Here is a 19804-nt window from a genome sequence, read left to right as displayed (position 1 = left end):
CGGGATGCGGCCGGCCCGGGCAGACGGACGGGACGGCAGGGCGAGCGTGATCATTGCATCGGACGACCGGGCCGCCGCCGTCGCGCCGGATGCCGGCGGCGCGGCACGGCGGCGGGCTTCAGGCGGCCTTGAGTGCCGACAGTTGCAGTGCCTGCGCAAAGCGGGCCAGCGTGGCGATCGAGCCCGTCACGCTTTCGTACCGCTCGCGCCCGATCTGTCCGTCGAGGATCACGAGCATGCCGGCGTCGCACGCCAGGGCGACGAGCGCCTGCGTGTCGAGCGGGGCAGCGTCAGGCCGGCCGGCCTGGTCGCCCGAATCGGGAAGCGGGGTAGCGTGTGTCATGACGGCTCTCCTGATGGCCCGGAATCCGGCTGGCGCGCAGCCGCGATCCGTGGTTTCAGTATCGTTGCCGCGCCCGTGCGATTCAATCGGCATGCCCCGAAGCTGCGGTAGGAATCGCGCGGAGCGCGTCGGCAGATTCCTACACGGCACGCGGTTTCGGCGGCGGGCGGCGGCGCACCGGCCGCGCCGCACGCCGCCGTGCATACCAGCTTCCGATCGCGCGCCAGATGTCGGGGGCGGATTCGCAGTACGTGAACAGGTCGAGATCGCGGCGATCGATCATCCCCTCGTCGGCGAGGAAGGGCAGGTCCACCGCGCGGCGCCAGTACGCCTCGCCGACGAGGATGACGGGCAGCGGCGGAATCTTGCGCGTCTGCAGCAGCGTCAGGACCTCGAACAGCTCGTCGAATGTGCCGTAGCCGCCCGGGAAAAACACGGCGGCTTTCGCGCGTTCGAGCAGGTGCAGCTTGCGGATCGCGAAATAGTGGAACCGGAAACCGAGACCGGGCGTGATATACGGATTCGGCACCTGTTCGCGCGGCAACTCGATGTTCAGGCCGATGCTCGGCGCGCCGCGCTCGTACGCGCCGCGGTTCGCGGCCTCCATGATGCCGGGGCCGCCGCCGGTGACCACGGCGAGCCGCGCGGTGCGCGTGCAGCGGTCGGCGTGGCCGACGATGCGCCCGAATTCGCGTGCGACGCGGTAATACACGCTGTGCTCGACGAGCCGGCTCGCCGCCGCGACGGCGCGGCGCCGGCCCGCATCGTGCGGACGCTGCGCGAGCAGGCGATTGGCTTCGTCCAGCCGGGCATTCGCGACGGCAGGAGCGACGATGCGCGTACTGCCGTAGATCACGACGGCATGACCGATGCCTTCGCTCTGCAGGCGCGCCTCGGCTTTCCAGTAGTCGAGCTGCAGCCGGATGCCGCGCATGCTCGCGCGCTGCAGGATGGTGGCGTCGTCGTCGACAGGCGTGCGCTTCGGGCGTTGGGCGGGACGCCGCGCGCGACGCGGGCCGGGCCGGGCGCTGTCGTCGTTGCCGGCGAGCGCATCGGGCCGCGGACGTGCGGGTATGCCGCGCGTGTCCGCCGGCGTCGCGCCGGGTGCGGCACGGCGGCGCGCATTGCTTCGTACCGCACGGGCGGGTAGGCGTTTGATAGCGGTCGGCATGCGGTGCGGGCCGGCGGGCCGGCTACTGGCTCAGCACCCATTGCACGAGCTGGTGCGCATCGTCGGCGGACAGCGGGCCGCCGCGATCCTCGGCGGACGGCATCGGCGTGTCGCCCCAGTGCACGCGGCCGCCGACGCGCAGCTTGCGTTCCAGTTCCGCGGCCGCCGCCGGATCGCCGCGATAACGCTGTGCGATCTCGTGGAACGACGGCCCGAGGAACCGCATGTCGGGCGTGTGGCAGAACATGCAGTGCTGCGCGTTGACGAGATCGGTCGGCTCGGGCACGGCCGTCTGCGCGGCGGCCGGGCCGGCCGCCGCAGCGATCGCGCAGAGGGCGGCGAAACGCAGGAGGTTCATGTTTTTTTCCTCGTCGGGGTCGGAGAGGCGCACCTTGCCGCGCGGCGCGATCAGGAGACGACTTCGTCGAGCGGGCGGCGCGGCGAATGCGGCGTATGCGGGCCGCGCCCGACGCGCAGCAGCAACTGCGGCTCGCCGCGCAGCCCGAGCATGTGGCGCAGGTGGGCGCGCAGCCCGGCCGTCTCGATCGGCTGGTTCAGGTAGGACGCGGTATGGCCCGCGCGCGCCGCGACGAGCAGGACGCGCTCCAGCGCCTGTCCGGCGGCGAGCCACGCCTCGCGATCGTCGCGGCCGGTCGACAGGCAGACGATCAGCGGCGACGCACCGACCAGCTGGTGATGCAGCGCGGCGAGCCCGTTGCCGAGATCGAACGTCCGGACCGCCATCGTCACGACGGGCGCCGCGAAGTCCAGCAGCGTCGGCACGCCGGCCGCGAATGCCGGCATGCCGTCGACGTGCCGGCGCGGATCGATCCAGCTCGCCAGCTCGCGCCGGAAGCGCGGATCGGCGAATTGCTGCCGGTCGGCTTCGGCGACGAGCTCGGCCACCCGTGCGCGGTGCGCGATCGCGTCGACACAGGCGACCTCGACGCCTTCCGCCACGCCGGCCGCGATCAGCTCGCGCTGGAGCGTGTCCGGAACGGCTGTCGATTCGAACGGCGCGCGCGTCGTCACGCGCTCCGGAATCGCATCGAACAGCGCGCCGAGCGACGCGTCGGAGTAGCCGTCGTCGCACACCCGCACCAGTGCGAGGAGATCGGGGTCGACTTCGGACGGAAACGTGCTGATCGTATGGGCGAGCCCTGCGTGGTCGAGCGCGACACGCAGGTTGAGCAACGCGGCGCCGCAACTGATGATCAGCTCGCGATCGAACGGATCGACCACCGGCAGCGCACGGACGCGGTCCGCGCAGACCGCGATCGTGGGCCCGTCGACGATGAACCGCCACGGCTGCGAATTGTGGCTGGACGGGGCCAGCACCGCATAGGCCAGCAGCGACCTCAGAAGTGCTTCGGGATGCGCGCTTGCGGCAAGTGGGGGAACGGCTGTCATTCGATCATCTCCTGGTCGCCGGGCCGGCGGCGTCATGCCACTTCATCGTGTCAGCAACCGGCCGGCCGCCGTTGACCCACATCAAGCGCCCGTCACTGCGCCATGCGCGCGCGGCGCGTGGCGACTAGCCTTGGATCGTGACGCGCGCGAACACGATGGCGAGGGGAGGCGAGCATGCTTGCGATGATGTTTGACGGCACGACGCCGCATTTGCGCGAGGCGCGCGTGCCGGAACCGCTGCCGGCGCCGGGCCAGCTGCTGATCGACGTGCACGCGTGCGGTGTATGCCGGACCGATCTCCATGTCGTCGACGGCGAACTCGCGCACCCGAAGCTGCCGCTGGTGCCGGGGCACGAGATCGTCGGAACGGTGCGCGTGCCCGGCGAGGGCGTGACGGGATTCTCCGTCGGCGACCGGGTGGGCGTTCCATGGCTGGGCTCGACCTGCGGGCATTGCGCGTACTGCGCGTCCGGCCGCGAAAACCTGTGCGACAGCCCGGGATTCACCGGTTACACGATCGACGGCGGTTATGCCGAGTGCGCCGTTGCCGACCATCGCTATTGCGTGCACCTGCCGCGGCGCTATTCGGATCTCGAGGCCGCGCCGCTGCTGTGCGCCGGCCTGATCGGATACCGAACCTTGCGCATGGCCGGCGATGCGCGTCGCGTCGGCATCTACGGCTTCGGCGCGGCCGCCCATCTCGTCGCGCAGGTCGCGCATTTCGAGGGGCGGAAGGTGTTTGCGTTGACGAAGCCCGGCGACACCGTCGCCCAGCAGCTCGCGCTGTCACTCGGTGCCGCATGGGCCGGCGGCAGCGACGAAACGCCGCCGGAACCCCTCGACGCCGCCCTCGTCTTCGCGCCGGTGGGCGCACTGGTGCCGGCCGCGCTTCGCGCGGTCGACAAAGGCGGGATCGTCGTATGCGGCGGCATTCACATGAGCGATATCCCGGGCTTTCCGTACGCGTGGCTGTGGGGCGAGCGCCGCATCGTGTCGGTCGCCAACCTGACGCGTGCGGACGCGGCCGCGTTCATGCGGATCGCCGATGCGATGCCGCTGCGGGTCGAAGCGGTGCGTTACGCGCTGACCGATGCAAACCGCGCGCTGGACGATCTGCGCATGGGGCGCGTGTCCGGCGCCGCCGTGCTCGGCATGCGCGGCTGATCCCGCTCGGCATGCCCGCGCCGCCATGCGCTCAGATGCGCCCGAGGCCGTCCGGATCGACGATGCGGATCTGCTTGCCTTGCGCGGCGACGAGCCCCTTGCGCTGGAACTTCGACATCATGCGGCTGACCGTTTCGAGCTTCATCCCGAGATACTCGCCAATCTCGTCGCGCGTCATCCGCAGCACGAATTCGGCGGCCGAGTAGCCGCGCGCCTTGAAGCGCGTGGACAGGTTCAGCAGGAAGGCGGCCACGCGCTGCTCGGCGGTCATCGTGCCGAGCAGCAGCATCTGCGCGGATTCGCGCACGATCTCGCCGCTCATCATCTGATACACGTGATGCTGCATCGGCCGAACGTCGCGGCACATCTGCTCGAGCTGGCCGAACGGAATGATGCAGACGGTGCTGTCCTCGAGCGCGATTGCGTCGCCGTTGTGCCGCCCGGTGTGCACGCCGTCGAGCCCGAGCGATTCGCCGACGATCTGGAAGCCGGTGATCTGCTCGTCTCCGTCGCGATGCATCACGATGGTCTTGAACGAACCGGTTCTGACCGCATAGATGCTGTTGAATGCGTCACCCGCGCGAAACAGCGTTTCGCCGCGCCTGACGTGCCGCGTCGTGCAGATCATCGCGTCGACACGCGCGAAATCGTCCGGCGAAAGATCGGGCGGCATGCACACGGTACGCAGCGCGCAGGTCGAGCAACGGGACGCGGCGCGCTTCGGCTGGTCCGCCCGTTCGACGGGATGCAGCGGGATGAACGGACGTGACGGTTGTAACGGGTGTAACGGCAGGGTCTGCGAAACATCGGCATGGCTTTGCATGATCGGCTCCAATTCCTGGGCCAGCGGCGAATCGCTGTCGGGCGGGATCGCGCTGGCCGTCGTACCGGCGGCCTTGGTGTCTGCCGCCTTCCTGATGGGGAACCACACCGGACGGGCCACGAGACCGAAACCGGTCTCGGCATTGATGCGGCCATTGCTCCGGGCGGCACGCTGGCTTGTTTTTCTTGATACGCAGTATGGATGGCGCGACGCTCGACGGAAATCAGCCGCAATTGAAGATGCGGTAGGACACGTGGAAGCGTTGTAGGGCGTTTCCTACAAAGGGGGCGGCATCTTGCCGCGATCTTGCCGCCGAGGCGGCCGGTGGCAGCGAGATCGGCGGGGCGCAAGCGGCCGGCTGCCTGGCCGCCGTCAGAGTTCGTCCGGGTCGTCGAACAGCTTGTGGCGCATCGCATAACGCACGAGCGCGGTGTCGTTCGGCATTTGCATCTTCTCGAGAATGCGCGTCTTGTACGTGCTGACGGTCTTGACGCTGACGCAGAGCGCCTGCGCGATTTCGGAAATCGACTCGCCGGTGGTGACGCGCCGGAAGACGTCGAATTCACGGTCGGACAGACGCTGGTGCGGCAGGAGATCGGTCGGTTCGTTCAGGCTCTGCGCAAACTGTTCGGCCATCGTCAGGCTGACATACACGCCGCCAGCCGCGATCTTGGTCAGCGCCGCGACCAGCTCGGCGCTCGCGCTCTCCTTGGTCATGTAGCCGGATGCGCCCGCGCGGAACGCGCGCACCGCGTATTGCTGCTCGGCGTGCATCGTCAGCACGAGGACGTGCAAGGCCGGTTTCTCGTCCCTGATCTGCTTGATGAGCTCGACGCCGTTCCGGCCGGGCATCGACAGGTCGAGCACCAGCACGTTCGCGGCCGTGCCGCGCACGAGTGCGATCGTGGATGCGCTGTCGCACGCTTCGCCCGCGACCTCGAAGCCGCTTGCGTTCTGCAGGATGTGCCGCAGGCCGTCCCTGACGAGTGCGTGGTCGTCGGCGATGAGTACCCTGATCATGACAGCACATCTCCTTGCTGGATGGCGTGAAGCGGCAACGCCACGGTGATCGTGAATCCCGTTCCCGGCCGGTTGTCGATCGTCACCGTGCCGTCGAGCATGTGCGCGCGCTCGCGGATGCCGACCAGCCCGAACGACGTGGCCAGGCCGAGCGCCAGCGTCAGCAGCGCGGCGAGGGTCGCGGATCGCGCGGGCCGGACCCTGCGCGGAGCCGGCCCGGCCTTGAAGGCGGGCACATGGACTGTCATTGCCGTTCATCCTGACGGATATCGCCGGCGGCTGGCGGGTGGGGGGCCGGACGCGGGGCACGGGAAGCGGGGCAGGCCGAAACTGCGATGTCGCCCGAAATTGTGCGCGTTTTGTCCGGGTTCGCCAATCGGGACCGATGTGTACGCCTGTTTCCGGGCGGCCTTGACCGGCGTCAACCGGACGACGCGCGTCGGGCCCAGACTGGTCTGGCATGCCGGTCAAATCCGAACGGCAACGGGGAGGCTCCATGTATGCACGGATCTTTGCGGCACTCGACGGCAGCCGCGCTTCGCGACTCGCGCTCGACGAGGCGATCGCGCTCGCCCGCGATTCAGGCGGCCTGATCGTCGCCGTGTGCGTGGTATCGGACGCGCCGAGGGTGGCCGATTTCGACAGCGGCTATATCGGCCAGCGCGACCCGGCAGGGCTGGATGCGGACAGGGCCGCGATCGCGGTGGCGGACGCGGAGACCGCGTTTCGCCTGTGCGGCGTCCGCGGCACGGCACACACGCTCGACGCGTGCGGCGAGGACGTGTCGTCCGTTCTGGCGCGCGCCGCCGCCGAGTGCGACGCGGAGCTGATCGTGATGGGCACGCACGGGCGGCGCGGCGTGCGCCGCGCGTTGCTCGGCAGCGTCGCCGAATCGCTGGTGCGCACGGCCGACCGGCCGGTGCTGGTCTTGCGGGAGGGGCAGGGCGCGTGTGCGGCCGTGTTGTGACGAAAAGGGGGCGGCCGCAAGCGGCTGCCCCCTTTTCGATGGCTCAGTGAGACAGCAGCACCGGCACCGTCATCGTCTCGAGGATCGTGCGCGTGGCGCCGCCCAGCACACGTTCGTGCATGCGTGCGTGGCTGTACAAACCCATCACGAGCAGGTCCGCGTGCAGGTCGGTCACCCGGTTCAGCAGCGTCGCGCCCACGCCGACCGACCGGTCGCGCGGTGTCGTGGAGAACGACGCGCGAACGCCGTGCCGTTCGAGATACGCGGCGACGTCGACGCCCGCGGGCGTCTTGTCCGGATCGGGCTGCCCGCGCATGACCGTCTCGACGTTGACGAAGCGCGCGCGGGCGAGCAGCGGCAGCGCATCGGCCATCACGCGGGCGGCTTCGCGCCCGCCGTCCCAGCCGATCAGCACGTTCTCGCCGATCGTTCGCACGTCGCCGGCGTAGGGCACGACGATCGCCGGGCGGCCGCTGCCCATCACGACATCCTCGACGAAATGGCGTGCGACGTAGGTCATGCGATCGTCGGGGTCTTCCTGGCCGAGCACCAGCAGATCGGCGTGACGCGCGTGCAGAATGGCGGCGGCGGTCGCGTCGCCGGTGGGAGCCTGCCATTCGACGCTGCGTCCCGCGCGCTCGGCGGCCGTCAGGAATTTTTCTTCGGCTTCCTTGCGACGCTGCTCGCACAGCCGCTCGTACACGGCAAGCTTCAGCGGTTCGTCGGGCCGTCGCAACGGCTCGAACAGGTCCTGGCAGACCACGTAGAGGCCGATCAGATGCGCGTTCCAGCGCGCCGCGAGTTCGAGCGCGAGGCCGACGCGCGTCGCGCAGCGCTCGCTGTCGTCGAGGTGGACGAGCAGGGTCTTGTAGCTCATGACGGCTCCTTTTCGGTTGATGCCGCGGCAGTTTCGGCGGGTTTCTCCGGCGGGCAGTTCGCCGGAATCATCAGGACGGGGCAGGTGGCCAGGCGCAGCACGCGCTCGGCCACGCTGCCGAGGAAGAGGCGCTGAAAGCCGCGCCGGCCGTGCGTACCCATCACGATCAGGTCGGCCCCGGTTTCGTCGGCAAGACGGACGATCCGGCGCGGAATGTCTTCGCCCGCGGGCTCGACGTTGGAGATCTGCGGCGTGCCGGCCACGTCGCGCGCTTTCAGGCGTCGCGCCGCGTCCTCGGTGACGCGCAGCCCTTCTTCACGGAAGGCGTCGACGAGGATCGACGGATCGTATCCGTACATGTCGTAGGCCGGCACCAGGAAATCGACGACGTAGACGGGGGTCAGCCGCGCACCCGTTTCCGCCGCGAGCGTCAGCGCGGCGTCGAGTGCGCGGGACGACGTGTCGCTGCCGTCGAGCGCAACCAGAATGTTCGAGTACATGGCATTTCCCTTGAACGGATGTGGATGAGGTCATCATCGGCGCGTGCGCGCCGACGGCGCTGATCTGGATCAAGCGGCGCGGTTGCCGCGCAGCACGCGCACCGCGGCGCGTGCCGCGATCCACGCTTCGTTGGTCGGCTCGACGACCACCGCGACCGCGCTCGACGCGGACGACACGACCTGCGCATGGCCGGCATTCGCGCACACGTCGAGGTCGATGCCGAGCCAGCCGAGCGCTGCGCAGATCCGCTCGCGCAACACGGCCGAGTGTTCGCCGATGCCTGCCGTGAAGACCAGCATGTCGAGGCCGCCGAGCAGCGCGGTCAGCGCACCGGCCTCGCGCACGATGCGATGGACGTACAGCGCCAGCGCATCGGCGGCCGGTGCATCGCCGGCGGCTTCGCGTGCCAGCAGCACGCGCGGGTCGCCCGACGCGCCCGAGACGCCCTTGAGCCCCGACTCGTGATACAGCAGGTGGCCCAGCGCGTCGCCCGACAGCTTGCCGACTTCGAGCAGGTGCAGGACGACACCGGGATCGAGCGCCCCGCAGCGCGTGCTCATCATCAGCCCGTCGAGTGCCGAGAAGCCCATCGTTGTCGCGACACTGCGGCAGTCGCGCATCGCGCACAGGCTGGCACCGCTGCCGAGATGGGCGGCGATCACGCGGCCGTGCGCACGTGCGCCGAACCGCTCGTCGAGCGCGACGGCCAGGTATTCGTACGACAGGCCGTGGAACCCGTAGCGCCGTACACCCTCGTCGAACCACGCGTGCGGCAGCGGGAGCAACTGCTCGGTGCGAGGCAGCGTGCGATGAAATGCCGTGTCGAACACGGCGACATGCGGGACGCCCGGAAACGCGCCGCGCAGCACGTCGATCGCATCGAGGCCGTGCGGCTGATGCAACGGGGCGAGCGGCGTCAGCGTGCGTAGCGCGCCGAGCACCGCGTCGTCGACGACCACCGGCTCCATGAAGCGTGCGCCGCCGTGCACGACGCGATGGGCGATGGCGCCCACCGTGATGTGCGGCAACTGTCCACGGATCCACGTCGCGATTCGCGCGAGCACGTCGCGGCAGGGGGCGCTCGCACCGAGCGGCCATGCAACGGCCGGTTCGGCGTCGAAGCGGATCGACACGCCGTTGCCGGTCTCGACCGCTTCGCCCTCGTGCAGCGGCCGCCGCGCGGGATCGTCGTGCGGCGGATACGCAAAGAGCGCGAACTTCACGCTCGACGAACCGGCATTGACGACGAGGAGCGCGAGCGTGCGCATCGGCCGGCTCAGTGCGACATCAGCACCGGCAGCGTCATCGACCCCAGCACCGTGCGCGTGGCGCCGCCCATCACCAGTTCGCGCCAGCGCGGATGGCCGTAGGCCCCCATCACGAGCAGGTCGGAACCCGTTTCGTAGGCGCGTGACAGCAGCGTGTCGCCGATCGACGCGCCGGCGCCGGTACCGATGTCGAGCACGTTCACGTCGTGCGCGTGGCGTGCCAGCATCAGCGCGGCATCGGCGGCCGGAATGCGCGTGGTCGCCGCCTCCGAATCGGGGTCGACCACGGCGACGACCGTCGTGCGCTTCGCATGCTCGAGAAACGGGAGCGCGTCGTGCGCGGCGCGGGCCGCTTCGCGGCTGCCGTCCCACGCGACGAATACCCGTTCGCCGATCGACGGAAATTCCCCGGTGTACGGCACGAACAGCACCGGGCGGCCGGCGGACAGCACCAGGTTCTCCGGAAACTGGTCGTCGACAAAGGTCTCGGGATCGTTCGGGTCGCTCTGGCCCGCAATCACGAGATCGGCGAGACGCGCGGCGCGCGGCACGGCCAGGTTCGCGCGTTCGTCCGCGTGAACCCAGGTCGCCGGCACCTTGGCGCGGGCGGTCTCCGCATGGAACAGGCGCTCCAGCGCGGCGAGCCGTTCGTCGCGCCGCTCGCGGTGCTCGCGGAAATAGTCGGCGGAACCGGCCATCACGTAGAACGAATGCGGCTCGGGCGTATAGACCGCGAACAGCCCGGTGAGATGCGCACCGAAGCGCCGGGCGAGGCGCAACGCGAACTCGAGGCGCGAATGCGCGCGGGCGCTCGTATCGAGGTGCACGACCATGCTTTTGTAGCTCATCGGAATCGCTCCATCGACGGGTGATCCGCCAGTGCAATCCAGTCTACGAAGCAGGGTTTCCGCGCGCTTGACTCAGATCAACGGCAGCCGAGCGCCGCGGCCGCACAGTGAGGCGGTCGCCCTGCCAATGCCCGGCGGGCGGCACGAGGCGGATGCCAATCCGTTGACCGGATCGATGGAGGGAACACGATGAGCGCCCACGCTTTGACGACACCGAACGACGCCTGCCGCGCGGGATGCGATCTTGCATTGCGCATGGCCGCGCTGAACCGAGGCTGGCAGCAGGAATGGCATGCGCTCGCAGGGCGCTGCATCCAGCGGGACCACGACGCCGTGCGCGGCCTGCAGCAGGCGCTCACGGCTACGAGCGAGTGGACGGCCTTCGGTGAAGCGGCCCGGCTGGCGATGCGCGACTACACGATCGCCACCGTCGCGATCTGGCAGGACGCCACCGAGCTCTGCATGCGCGGGCAGTTCGAGAGTGCCGGCGCGTGGCGCACGTGGCTGCGCGAATACGGCACCGGCGGGCTGGCGCGTTACCAGACCGACTGGTTGCCCGACCTCGGGCGGCTGGCCGTGATCAACGAGGCCAGCATGCCGTGGCGCGACTGGATGGCGGCGTTCGAGCTCGGCATCACGGAGGCCGTCGGCGCGAGCGACGGGGAAACGACGGCTGCGCGACTGCCGGACGATCGCGTTGCCGCGCGGGAGCACGATTATGTCCGCTAGGCGCGTCGCGTTCGTCACGGGTGGAATGGGCGGCCTTGGCGCCGCGATCAGCCGTTGCCTGCACGACGCGGGCATGACGGTGGCGGTGTCGCACACCGAACACAACGACCACGTCGCGACGTGGCTCACGCAGGAACGCGACGCCGGCCGCGCGTTTCATGCATACGAGGTCGACGTTGCCGATTACGACGCGTGCCAGCACTGCGCGGCACGCGTGCTGGCCGAATTCGGGCGCGTCGACGTGCTCGTCAACAACGCCGGCATCACGCACGACGCCACCTTCGTGAAGATGACCAAGGGCATGTGGGATGCGGTGCTGCGCACCAACCTCGACAGCATGTTCAACATGACGAAGCCGTTCGTGCCCGGCATGATCGACGCGGGCTTCGGGCGGATCGTGAACATCGGGTCCGTCAACGGGGCGAGAGGTGCGTACGGGCAAACGAACTACGCAGCCGCGAAGGCCGGCATCCACGGCTTCACGAAGGCGCTCGCGCTCGAGCTCGCGCGTCACGGCGTGACGGTCAACACGGTCGCGCCAGGCTACCTGGATACGGCGATGCTCGAATCGGTGCCGAAGGAAGTGCTCGACACGAAGATCCTGCCGCAGATTCCGGTGGGGCGTCTCGGCCGCCCCGACGAGATCGCCGCGCTCGTCGGCTTCCTGTGTTCCGATGCGGGCGCATTTGCGACGGGTGCCGAATTCGATGTCAACGGCGGCATGCACATGCGATGACAGCCTCCGTCGTCCATGCACCGTTCACGCGCGAATCGATGCCGCCGCCGGATCGGGGCGGCCCGGTGTCGCGTTCCGCCGAATGCCCGGCGGGAACGACTTCGCCTGCCGACCAATGGAACCGCGCAGCGCATGCGACCGTCGCCGCGATGACCTTCGGGCTGTCGCCCGTGTCGCTGGCGCTGGCCGTGCTCGATTGGGGTGCGCATCTGGCGGTGTCGCCGGGAAAGTGCTTCGAGCTCGCGACGCAGGCGTGCACGGCCGCCGTTGCACCGGCGGCAAACCGGCGTGAGGGCGGCGCCGACGATGCGGACATGAGCGGCCTTGCCGTGCATGCCGGCGAGGCCGATCCGCGTTTCGCCGCGCCGGCGTGGGCCGGCTGGCCGTTCAGCGTGTATCGCGACAGTTTCCTGTCGATCCAGCGCTGGTGGCGCGACGCAACGCGCGGCGTGCCGGGCGTCGAACGGCATCACGAGGAACTGGTCGGGTTCGTCGCGCGACAGTGGCTCGACGCGTGCTCGCCCGGCAACTTCCTGGCGACCAACCCGGTCGCGCTCGACGCGACGATGCGCAGCGGCGGCGCGAATCTCGCGGCAGGCTTCCGGAACTGGCTGGACGACGCGAGCGCGTTGCTCGATCGCACGAGCGGCACGCGGGCCCGCGACACGCGCACGTATCTGCCGGGACGCGACGTGGCGGTCACGCCGGGGCGCGTCGTCTGGCGCAACGCGCTGTGCGAGCTGCTGCAGTACGACCCGGCGACGCCCCGCGTCGCGCGCGAACCGATCCTGATCGTGCCGTCGTGGATCATGAAGTACTACATCCTCGATCTGCAGCCGCACAACTCGCTGATCCGCTTCCTGGTCGATGCGGGCTACACCGTGTTTGCGGTGTCGTGGCGCAACCCGGGCGCGGAGGCGCGCGACGTCGGGCTCGACGATTATCTGCGCGACGGGTGCATGGCGACGCTCGATGCCGCCCGGTCGATCTGCGGCGAAGCGGTCCATGCGGTCGGCTATTGCCTGGGCGGCACGCTGCTGGCGATCGGCGCGGCGGCGCTCGCGCGCGACGGGCGGCAACACGACACACTGCGTTCCGTCACGTTGCTGGCGGCCCAGACCGATTTCGGCGAACCCGGCGAGCTCGGCCTGTTCATCGACGCGAGCGAACTGTCCGCACTCGACGCGCTGATGTGGCGGCAGGGTTACCTGGACGGCACGCAGATGTCCGCCGCGTTCGAACTGCTGAACGCGCGCGACCTGATCTGGTCGCGGATGATGAGCGAATACCTGCTCGGCACGCGCACGAAGCCCAACGACCTGATGTCGTGGAATGCGGACACTACGCGCATGCCGTATCGGATGCATTCGGAATACCTGACGCGGCTCTTTCTCGACAACGATCTCGCGGCCGGGCGCTACTGCGTCGACGGGCGGCCGGTCGCGTTGTCGGATCTCGACGTGCCGACGTTCGTGGTCGGCACCGAGCGCGACCACGTGTCGCCGTGGCGTTCCGTCTACAAGCTCCACCTGCTCACGCACCACGCGCTGACCTTCCTGCTGACATCGGGCGGGCACAACGCGGGCATCGTGTCCGAACCCGGCCACGCGGGGCGCCACTATCGATGCGCGACCCGCGAACCCGGCGCGGCCTACCGCAGCCGGCACGATTTCGTGCGCGACACGCCGGCCGTCGACGGATCGTGGTGGACCTGCTGGCGCGACTGGCTGCACGCGCGCTCGTCGGGCGACGTGCCGGCCCGTACGCCGGCCGCGGGGTTGGCGGCGGCGCCCGGCACCTATGTACTCGAAACATGAGCGAAAACCCGCCGCCGGAGGGGCTCGACGACGCCTGCCTGCCCGGCTTGCTGCCACGCCCGGACGGCGCACTACCCGAACTGATCGCGCGGGCGTGCAACGCGGCGCCGCTCGTCGTCGCCGTCGTGCATCCGTGTGACGCGACCAGTCTGGTTGCGCTTGCGGCGCTGCGCACGTCACCCCTGGGGGCGGCGATCGAACCGCTGATCGTCGCGCCGCGCGCCAAGGTGCAACGCGTGGCGAACGAGGCGGGCGTCGATCTTTCGACGTGGACGATCGAGGACGTGCCGCACAGCCATGCGGCGGCGGCCCGCGCGGTCGAGCTGGCGGCGGCCGGCCGTGCCGGCGCGCTGATGAAGGGCAGCCTGCATACGGACGAGCTGATGGGCGCGGTCGTCGCGGCCGGTTCGGGCCTGCGCACCGACAAGCGCATGTCCCACTGTTTCCTGATCGAGACGCCGGCGTATCCGCGCCCGTTCATCCTGACCGACGCGGCGGTGAACATCGCGCCGGATCTCGCGCAGAAAGCGGCCATCACGCAGAACGCGATCGACGTCGCACATGCGCTGGGCGTTGCCTGCCCGCGCGTGGCGGTGCTGTGCGCGGTCGAAACCGTCAATCCGGCGATGCGCTCGACGCTCGATGCGGCCGCGCTCGCGAAGATGGCCGAGCGCGGCCAGCTCACGGGTGCGATCGTCGACGGCCCGCTCGCGTTCGACAACGCGATTTCGCTGCGGGCGGCGCACGACAAGGGGATCGATTCGCCAGTAGCCGGCCGCGCCGACATCCTGGTCGTTCCCGATATCGAGGCCGGCAACCTGCTCGCGAAGCAGCTCGAATACCTCGGAGGGGCCGTCAGCGCAGGCATCGTCGTCGGCGCACGCGTCCCGATCGTGCTGACGAGCCGTGCCGACAGCGTCGCCGTCCGGATCGCTTCGTGCGCACTCGCGACGGTGCTGGCGCAGGGGCGGCATCACCTGCAGTCCTGATGAATGAACCCGCAACCCTTTCTTTCGATGGAGGAACCGCGATGAAAGCACTCGTCTACCACGGACCCGGGCGCAAGGCGCTCGAGGAGCGGCCCAGGCCGGAACTGCAGTCGCCCACCGACGCGATCGTCCGCGTGACGCGCACGACGATCTGCGGAACCGATCTGCATATTCTCAAGGGCGACGTGCCGACGTGCGAACCCGGCCGCATCCTCGGCCATGAGGGCGTCGGCATCGTCGAGCAGGTCGGTGCCGCGGTCGATTCGCTGAAGCCGGGCGATCCCGTGCTCATTTCGTGCATCTCGTCGTGCGGCCGCTGCGAGTACTGCCGGCGCGGCCTGTATTCGCACTGCACGACGGGCGGCTGGATCCTCGGCAACCGGATCGACGGCACGCAGGCCGAGTACGTGCGCATCCCGCATGCGCAGACGAGCCTCTACCGGATTCCGCCGGGCGCGGACGAGGACGCGCTCGTGATGCTGTCCGACATCCTGCCGACCGGGTTCGAATGCGGCGTGCTGAACGGCAAGGTGCAGCCCGGCTGCTCGGTCGCGATCGTCGGTGCGGGCCCGATCGGGCTGGCGGCGTTGCTGACCGCGCAGTTCTACTCGCCCGCGCGGATCATCATGGTCGACCCGGACAGCAACCGGCTCGAGGTCGCGCGGCGTTTCGGCGCGACCGATTGCATCGACGGCCGCACCGTCGACCCGGTGGCGGAGGTCATGAAGCTGACCGACGGCGTCGGCGTGGATTGCGCGATCGAGGCGGTCGGCATTCCGGCGACGTTCGAGATGTGCACCTCGCTGGTGGCGCCGGGCGGCGTGGTCGCGAACGTCGGCGTGCACGGGGTCAAGGCCGACCTGCACCTCGAGAAACTGTGGGATCGCAATATCTCGATCACGACGCGGCTCGTCGACACGGTCAGCACGCCGATGCTGCTGAAGACCGTACGTGCCGGGCGCCTCGATCCGACGCGCCTGATCACGCACCGCTTCTCGCTCGACGACGTCGAGCGCGCATACGACACCTTCGGCCGCGCGGCGCAAACCCATGCGCTGAAGGTCATCATCGAAGTCGGTTGATCGCCGATGGCCGATAGCCGATAGCGGCGCCGCACCGTGCCGTGCGTGCCGTGCGTGCCGTGCGTGCCGTGCGTGCCGTGCGTGCCGTGCGTGCACGGGACACGGTGCGCGACGTCCGGTTCCCGCCGCGCCGGCCCGGAGCGTCGCCGGCGTCGCCGTCAGGATGAAAGCGTGGCCGGCTCGTGCGCGTCGCCCGATTCAACTGCATCGAGATCGACGCACTGCGCGTAAGTCGGCACCTCGCACGGCCAGTGCAGTCGTTCCGCGATACGCCGCCGCAGCGCATCGGCCGCCGCGGGTTCGCCGTGCGTGACGAAGGTCCGCACCGGCGCGCGTTGCATCGTGCCGAGCCAGCGGAGAATCTCCTCGTAGTCGGCATGCGCGGAGAGCGTCGTGATCGACTCGACCTGCGCGCGCACGCGCACGTATTCGCCGTGAATCTTCAGCGTCGGCTCGTGCGCGGCCAGCGCCGCGCCGCGTGTGCCGGCCGCCTGGTAGCCGACCAGCGCGATCGTATTGCGCGCGTCGGGCGCATAACGGCTCAGGTGATGCAGCACGCGGCCGCCCGTCGCCATCCCGCTGCCGGCGATGATGACCATCGGGCCATGATGGTCGGCGATCGCTTTCGACTGCTCGACCGACCGGATCATCGTGGCCGCGTGACCGAGCGCATTCGCTTCGGACGGCGTCAGCCGGTGCTCGAGAATATGGTGACGATAGATCTCGGTCACGTCCGTCGCCATCGGGCTGTCGAGATATACCGGGACGCGCGCCATGCGGCCGGACGCCTTCAGTCGCGCGATGTAGTGCAGGATTTCCTGCGCGCGCCCGACGGTGAAGCAGGGCATCACCACGGCGCCGCCGCGCGCGAACGTCTTGTCGAACAGCGCGGCCAGTTCGTTCTCCGGGTCCGATTCCGGATGCAGGCGATCGCCGTACGTCGATTCGACGACCAGGAAGTCCGCATGCGCGGGCGCCAGCGGCGGCTGCATGATCGGGTCGTGATAGCGGCCGAGGTCGCCGGAGAACGCGAGCACCTTGTGATTCCAGTGCATCACGACGCTCGCCGCACCGAGGATGTGCCCGGCCGGCAGCAGGCGGAACGCCAGGCCGCCGCCCAGTGCGGTGCATTCGTCGAACGCGACGGGCTTCAGCAGTTGCAGCGCGCGCTGCGCGTCGTCCAGCGTGTAGAGCGGCTGCGCGGGGTGATGCTTCGAGTAGCCGTGGCGGTTCGCGAAGTCGGCTTCCTCTTCCTGCAGCCGCGCGCTGTCGCGCAGCATGATGTCGCAGAGTTCGGCCGTGGCGGCCGTGCAGTACACGGGCCCGCGATATCCTTCGCGCACCAGTACCGGAAGGTAGCCGGTATGGTCGACATGCGCGTGCGTGAGCACGACGGCGTCGAGCGTGTCGGGCGCGAGCGGCAACGGGCTCCAGTTGCGCAGCCGCAGGTTCTTCGTGCCCTGGAACAGGCCGCAATCGACCAGCACGCGCCGGTTGCCGTGCTCGAGCAGGTACTTCGAGCCGGTCACGGTTTCGGTCGCGCCGAGAAAAGTCAGTTTCATGGATGCCTCACCGGGAGTCGAGGGAGCAGTGAACCGATTACAGCGCGGATGCGCGTGAAGCGATTGATGGAAATCAGGGATTGCCGTATCCGTGCCCGGGATAGGTGAGGTTCGTCCTCCAGCCGTTGCGGCTACGGTTTGACGTCAATCAACGCGGGGGCCGGACGGTGGCGCGATAGTGGTCGCATGTGCGAGGGCGATGTCGTGATTCCGCCCTCCGCGCGGGCCGCGTATATGCCGTACACACCATAGGCAGCGAGATTTCGACGCGATAGGGACGAATCCATCATGACGCTGATCGCCAACCTGGACGGCGCGCGGACCGGCTACCGGCTGTGCTTCGTCCGCGCGCCCTGGGCGTGGTTTACGTGCCTGCCGCTCGACCTGCAATGCGGCCAAAGCTGGGCCGACGTGCCCTATCAGGACGTCGCGCAACCGCCTTACAGCGATTCGCGCACCCAGCTGCTGCGCGTGGCGTTCGACGCGCCGCGCCTGCTGCCGCCCGAAGCCGGCCGGCACGGGCAGGACTGGAGCGTCGAGCAGATCAACGGCGGCGCGGTGCCGTGGCTGCGCAGCGAGGAATTCGTCGACGCGATGAAGCTGGCCGTGCCGGCGGGGGCGACACTCGCCGAATACGTCGAGACGATCGAGGCCGCCGGCGGTACCGTCTACGGCCCGCTCGGCTGGGCCGAGTTGCCGCCGTGGCAGCGGCCCGACATCGTGGCGCACACGTAGACGGGTCGACTCCGGACGACCGCACCGCCGCGTTTCAGCCCGGGTCACCCCGGCCGCCGCCGAGCGCGACGTGGAACGCGACCGTGTCCTGCCGCCGCTGCGCGACTGCCTGCAACCACGCGAGACGCGCCTGAAGGTATTGCACGTCGGCGACCGGCCACTGCACGTAGCCCGGGATCACGCCGAGCAGCGTCGTCTTGCCGCTGCCGGCGGCCCGACGATCAGCAGCCTCGCGCCGAAGTTCGCCTCATCGATACCTCGCACAACGCCTGCGCTCGCCGGCGGCCGAAGCCAACTGTGCGACGAAAGCGGCGACGCCCGACACCAGCGCGACGATCGCATACGGGAGGACGGGCGCCCCGGCGAGCATCGCGTGCTCGACGCCCAGCAGCGACGCGAGTGCGATGAACACGCCGAGCGTGGCAAGAACGATCCGGTTTGGCAGGCGCATCATGACGTTCTCCGGCGAGGCGGCCGCTGGCCGCCCGTGAGCGTGATGCCGACATGCCGCCATCGAGGCCGCCGCGGCTATCACAGGACGTGACGTCATGATCGCGTGAAGGGTGCCGGCACGGTTGATCTGTATCAACGGACGAATCCGGGCGCCGCGCGGGCGTCCGTCCGCCTGCCGGGCCGGTTACGCCATTTGGGCGATCGTCTTGCGAAAGCGCATCAGCGACAGCAGGAACAGCGCGCAGCCGATCGCGAACAGCACCGCGAACTGGACCCAGACCGCATCGAGGCCCGCGCCGCGGTACAGGATGCGTTGCGCGAGTTCGACGAAATGCGTGGTCGGCGCGGCCAGCATGATGTCCTGCACGGCGAGCGGCATGCTCTCGCGCGGTGTCAGTCCGCCTGACAGCAGTTGCAGCGGCAGCAGCACGAGCACCAGCAACATCCCGAACTGCGGCATGCTGCGCACGAGCGTCGCGAGAAAGATCCCCATCGACGTCGTCGCGAACAGGTGCAGCGCCATCCCGGCCACGAACAGTGGAATGGAGCCCGGAATCGGCACGTGCAGCGCTCCGCCCACGACCAGCGTCAGCGACGCGACGGCCGCCACCGTGACGACGAGCCCCATCGACCAGACCTTCGCGAGCATGATTTCCGCGGCGGTGACCGGCATCACGAGCAGATGCTCGATCGTGCCGTGCTCGCGTTCGCGGATCAGCGCGGCCCCGGTGAGGATCATCGACAGCATCGTCACGTTGTTGATCAGCTCCATCAGCGCGCCGAACCACACTTCGTCGAGATTCGGGTTGAAGCGCATCCGCATCGCGAGATCGACGGGCGGCGACGCCGTGCCGCGATAGCGCCGCACGAATGCGTCGATCTCGCCCGACACGATCTGCTGCACGTAGCCGCCGCCGGTAAAGGCCTGCGTCATGCGGGTCGCGTCGACGTTGAGCTGGATCGTCGCGTGACGGCCGGCGAGCACGTCGCGCTGGAAATCCGGTGGAATGTCGAGCGAGAACGTGTAGTCGCCGTTGTCGAGGCCGCGATCGGCCGCGGCCGCGTCGACGATCGGCGGCGGTGCGAACTGCGGCGGGAAGAACGCCGCGGCGATGCGCGCCGACAGCGGCGATGCGTCTTCGTCGACGATCGCGATCGGCACCTTGTGCAGCGTTTCCGGGCGCGCGGTGGCCGCGACGTAGATCGACGCGCTGAACGTGTAGACGATCAGCACGAGCAGGATCGGGTCGCGGGCGAGACTCCAGAGCTCCTTGACCCCGAGCCGGAAGATGACGAGCAGGCGCGACAT

Annotated in this window: 23 protein-coding genes; 8 read left to right on the top strand and 15 right to left on the bottom strand. The window is 69.3% G+C overall.

Going from position 1 to position 19804, the window contains the following annotated elements; all coding sequences use genetic code 11:
- Positions 1-118 precede the first annotated feature (118 nt).
- From VK92_RS10245 to VK92_RS10230, 4 genes are all read right to left on the bottom strand, one after another.
- A complete protein-coding gene (locus tag VK92_RS10245) occupies positions 119-343 on the bottom strand; it encodes a hypothetical protein (RefSeq protein WP_048027786.1) in 225 nt (74 codons plus the stop codon).
- Positions 344-482: 139 nt separating this feature from the next.
- Complete coding sequence (locus tag VK92_RS10240; RefSeq protein WP_048027784.1) at positions 483-1514, bottom strand: LOG family protein; 1032 nt, start codon at positions 1512-1514, stop codon at positions 483-485.
- A 22-nt stretch (positions 1515-1536) separates the two neighbouring features.
- On the bottom strand, positions 1537-1872 hold the full coding sequence (locus VK92_RS10235; protein WP_021159373.1) for a c-type cytochrome: 336 nt from the start codon (positions 1870-1872) through the stop codon (positions 1537-1539).
- Positions 1873-1922: 50 nt separating this feature from the next.
- Positions 1923-2924, bottom strand: a complete 1002-nt coding sequence (locus VK92_RS10230) for an Acg family FMN-binding oxidoreductase (RefSeq protein ID WP_048027783.1) — start codon at positions 2922-2924, stop codon at positions 1923-1925.
- 174 nt (positions 2925-3098) lie between these two features.
- Between VK92_RS10230 and VK92_RS10225 the strand changes: the two genes are divergently transcribed.
- A complete protein-coding gene (locus tag VK92_RS10225; RefSeq protein WP_048027781.1) occupies positions 3099-4088 on the top strand; it encodes a zinc-dependent alcohol dehydrogenase family protein in 990 nt (329 codons plus the stop codon).
- Positions 4089-4119: 31 nt separating this feature from the next.
- Here VK92_RS10225 and fnr read toward each other — a convergent pair whose 3' ends face one another.
- The 3 genes from fnr to VK92_RS10210 all read right to left on the bottom strand — a co-directional run bounded on the left by fnr (position 4120) and on the right by VK92_RS10210 (position 6179).
- Positions 4120-4911 (bottom strand): fumarate/nitrate reduction transcriptional regulator Fnr, encoded by a 792-nt coding sequence (gene fnr / locus VK92_RS10220; RefSeq protein ID WP_042974976.1) that lies wholly within the window; start codon positions 4909-4911, stop codon positions 4120-4122.
- Between the two features lie 372 nt (positions 4912-5283).
- On the bottom strand, positions 5284-5931 hold the full coding sequence (locus VK92_RS10215; RefSeq protein WP_021159376.1) for a response regulator: 648 nt from the start codon (positions 5929-5931) through the stop codon (positions 5284-5286).
- Positions 5928-6179 carry a hypothetical protein gene (locus VK92_RS10210; protein WP_156190762.1) on the bottom strand — a complete coding sequence of 84 codons (252 nt, stop codon included), beginning with the start codon at positions 6177-6179 and terminating at the stop codon, positions 5928-5930. The genes VK92_RS10215 and VK92_RS10210 overlap by 4 nt, the downstream gene beginning before the upstream one ends.
- A gap of 248 nt (positions 6180-6427) precedes the next feature.
- Between VK92_RS10210 and VK92_RS10205 the strand changes: the two genes are divergently transcribed.
- Entirely contained in the window at positions 6428-6898 is a 471-nt protein-coding gene (locus VK92_RS10205; RefSeq protein WP_048028622.1) for a universal stress protein, read from the top strand.
- Positions 6899-6941: 43 nt separating this feature from the next.
- Here VK92_RS10205 and VK92_RS10200 read toward each other — a convergent pair whose 3' ends face one another.
- The 4 genes from VK92_RS10200 to VK92_RS10185 form a co-directional block, all read right to left on the bottom strand.
- Complete coding sequence (locus tag VK92_RS10200) at positions 6942-7775, bottom strand: universal stress protein (RefSeq protein WP_048028624.1); 834 nt, start codon at positions 7773-7775, stop codon at positions 6942-6944.
- Positions 7772-8275: a universal stress protein gene (locus tag VK92_RS10195; protein ID WP_021159380.1), complete on the bottom strand. Its 504-nt coding sequence runs from the start codon at positions 8273-8275 to the stop codon at positions 7772-7774. Before VK92_RS10195 ends, VK92_RS10200 begins: the two co-directional genes overlap by 4 nt.
- Before the next feature lie 69 nt (positions 8276-8344).
- Positions 8345-9544 carry an acetate/propionate family kinase gene (locus VK92_RS10190; RefSeq protein ID WP_048028625.1) on the bottom strand — a complete coding sequence of 400 codons (1200 nt, stop codon included), beginning with the start codon at positions 9542-9544 and terminating at the stop codon, positions 8345-8347.
- Positions 9545-9552: 8 nt separating this feature from the next.
- Complete coding sequence (locus tag VK92_RS10185; RefSeq protein WP_048028627.1) at positions 9553-10392, bottom strand: universal stress protein; 840 nt, start codon at positions 10390-10392, stop codon at positions 9553-9555.
- A 189-nt stretch (positions 10393-10581) separates the two neighbouring features.
- On the opposite strand from VK92_RS10185, the gene VK92_RS10180 reads away from it, so the two are divergent.
- From VK92_RS10180 to VK92_RS10160, 5 genes are read left to right on the top strand one after another with little or no spacing between them, the layout of a single operon-like run.
- A complete protein-coding gene (locus VK92_RS10180; RefSeq protein ID WP_048028629.1) occupies positions 10582-11121 on the top strand; it encodes a hypothetical protein in 540 nt (179 codons plus the stop codon).
- A complete protein-coding gene (locus tag VK92_RS10175) occupies positions 11111-11857 on the top strand; it encodes a beta-ketoacyl-ACP reductase (RefSeq protein ID WP_042974958.1) in 747 nt (248 codons plus the stop codon). Before VK92_RS10180 ends, VK92_RS10175 begins: the two co-directional genes overlap by 11 nt.
- Positions 11854-13674, top strand: coding sequence for a PHA/PHB synthase family protein (locus VK92_RS10170; RefSeq protein ID WP_048028631.1), 1821 nt, complete (start codon positions 11854-11856; stop codon positions 13672-13674). Before VK92_RS10175 ends, VK92_RS10170 begins: the two co-directional genes overlap by 4 nt.
- Positions 13671-14663: a bifunctional enoyl-CoA hydratase/phosphate acetyltransferase gene (locus VK92_RS10165; protein WP_048028632.1), complete on the top strand. Its 993-nt coding sequence runs from the start codon at positions 13671-13673 to the stop codon at positions 14661-14663. The genes VK92_RS10170 and VK92_RS10165 overlap by 4 nt, the downstream gene beginning before the upstream one ends.
- 41 nt (positions 14664-14704) lie before the next feature.
- Positions 14705-15745, top strand: coding sequence for a zinc-dependent alcohol dehydrogenase family protein (locus VK92_RS10160; RefSeq protein ID WP_021159387.1), 1041 nt, complete (start codon positions 14705-14707; stop codon positions 15743-15745).
- Between the two features lie 158 nt (positions 15746-15903).
- Here VK92_RS10160 and VK92_RS10155 read toward each other — a convergent pair whose 3' ends face one another.
- The gene (locus tag VK92_RS10155) at positions 15904-17307 is read right to left on the bottom strand and encodes an MBL fold metallo-hydrolase RNA specificity domain-containing protein (RefSeq protein ID WP_048028634.1); all 1404 of its coding nucleotides are present in this window, start codon (positions 17305-17307) and stop codon (positions 15904-15906) included.
- A 288-nt stretch (positions 17308-17595) separates the two neighbouring features.
- Between VK92_RS10155 and VK92_RS10150 the strand changes: the two genes are divergently transcribed.
- Positions 17596-18042 carry a hypothetical protein gene (locus tag VK92_RS10150; protein WP_048028635.1) on the top strand — a complete coding sequence of 149 codons (447 nt, stop codon included), beginning with the start codon at positions 17596-17598 and terminating at the stop codon, positions 18040-18042.
- Between the two features lie 34 nt (positions 18043-18076).
- On the opposite strand, the gene VK92_RS41650 is transcribed toward VK92_RS10150, so the two are convergent.
- The 3 genes from VK92_RS41650 to VK92_RS10140 form a co-directional block, all read right to left on the bottom strand.
- The gene (locus VK92_RS41650; RefSeq protein WP_231616440.1) at positions 18077-18223 is read right to left on the bottom strand and encodes a hypothetical protein; all 147 of its coding nucleotides are present in this window, start codon (positions 18221-18223) and stop codon (positions 18077-18079) included.
- Between the two features lie 66 nt (positions 18224-18289).
- Entirely contained in the window at positions 18290-18496 is a 207-nt protein-coding gene (locus tag VK92_RS10145) for a DUF2964 family protein (RefSeq protein ID WP_048028637.1), read from the bottom strand.
- Between the two features lie 183 nt (positions 18497-18679).
- On the bottom strand, positions 18680-19804 hold the full coding sequence (locus tag VK92_RS10140) for an ABC transporter permease (protein WP_048028639.1): 1125 nt from the start codon (positions 19802-19804) through the stop codon (positions 18680-18682).

Source organism: Burkholderia sp. LK4, from assembly GCF_001043615.1.
GTDB lineage: Bacteria > Pseudomonadota > Gammaproteobacteria > Burkholderiales > Burkholderiaceae > Burkholderia > Burkholderia cepacia.
Note: the sequence above shows the minus strand (reverse complement) of the source record. Positions and strands in the feature narration are given on the sequence as shown.